Genomic DNA, 1,496 nt, shown 5'->3' with positions numbered 1-1,496 from the left:
AGGCCTACCAGGCCAGGGTGGCGGGGCGCGCGCCCGAGTTCGCCCCGCGGGTGGTGCAGTACGCCGACTACACGCTGTGGCAGCGCGAACTGCTCGGCACCGCCGACGATCCCGACTCGCTGCTGCGCGAGCAGTGCGACTACTGGCGCGCCACGCTGGCCGACCTGCCCGAGCTGTCCACGCTGCCCACCGACCGGCCGCGGCCGCGGGAGGCCAGCTACCGCGCGGGCACGACGACCTTCGCCCTCGACGCCGACTTCCACGCCACGCTGGCCGAACTCGCGCGCCGCCACAACGTCACCCTGTTCATGGTGGCGCACGTGGCGCTGGCCGTGCTGATGGCCAGGATGTCGGGCAACGACGACATCACCGTCGGCACCCCCGTGGCCGGCCGCGGCGACGCCGCCCTCGACGACCTGGTCGGCATGTTCGTCAACACCCTGGTGCTGCGCACCTCGGTGCGTCCCGACCAGACCTTCGAGGAGTTGCTCGCCCAGGTGCGCGCCGCCGACGCCGGCGCCTTCGAGCACGCCGACCTGCCCTTCGAGCGCCTGGTCGGGCTCATCGACCCGCCGCGCTCGACCGCGCACCACCCGCTGTTCCAGGTCATGCTGACCTTCCAGAACCTGCGCCTCGGCGCGCTGGAGTTACCCGGGCTCGCGGTGGAGGGTCTCACCTCGGCGCGCCCGCTGGCCGAGTTCGACCTGCAGCTGACGCTGGCCGAGTCCACCGACGAGCACGGCACTCCGGCGGGCATCGCCGCCGAGATCGCCTACGCCGCCGATCTGTTCGATCCCGCCACCATCCGCGGCTTCGCCGAGCGCTACCGTCGCGTGCTCGCCGGCATGGTCGCCGACATGCGCACCGTGGCGGGCGATCTCGACCTGCTGAGCGACGCCGAGCGGCGGACGGTGCTCACCGAGTGGAACGCCACCGCGCATCCGGTGCCGCGCACCACCTCCATCGAGCTGTTCGAGGCGCAGCTGGCGGCGAACCCGCACCTGATCGCCGTGGTGGGCGAGCACGAGCGGCTCACCTACGCCGAGTTCGGCACCCGTGTGCACCGGCTCACCCGCGCGCTGCTGCTGTCCGGCGTCGGGCCGGGCAAGCTGGTGGCGCTGGCGATGCGGCGCTCGGTCGATCTGGTCGTCGCCATGTACGCGGTGCTCGAATCCGGCGCCGGATTCGTTCCGCTCGACCCGGAGCAGCCCGAACATCGCAGGGAGGCGGTGCTGGAGACCGCCGCGCCCGCGCTGGTGCTGACCACCCGCGCCGACGCCGCGCTGATGACCGGCCCCACCGGCTCCACCGCGCCGCGCATCGCCGTCGACGCCCTCGACCTGGACGGCGTGCCCGACGGCCCGATCACCCCGGTCGAGCGGCCGCGCGCGGCCACCCGCCAAGACAAACCCAACGTGGAGTTGACCTCCTGTGTATTATAAAAATCTCCCGGCCCACGCGACACGTAAAGAGAGATGGTTTTGCGGGATGTTGGT

The 1,496-nt window shown here is 72.1% G+C and carries 1 protein-coding gene; it reads left to right on the top strand.

All coding sequences use genetic code 11. The annotated features are described in order from the left end of the window. Nucleotides 1–1,442 (top strand): condensation domain-containing protein (locus QH283_RS07910; protein ID WP_280502364.1); only part of this gene is annotated, 1,442 nt, incomplete at its 5' end. Between the last annotated feature and the right edge of the window lie 54 nt (nucleotides 1,443–1,496).

It is taken from the genome of Nocardia farcinica, from assembly GCF_029867845.1.
In the GTDB taxonomy this organism is placed as follows: domain Bacteria; phylum Actinomycetota; class Actinomycetes; order Mycobacteriales; family Mycobacteriaceae; genus Nocardia; species Nocardia farcinica_A.
This window is presented reverse-complemented; position numbering and strand designations above follow the sequence as displayed.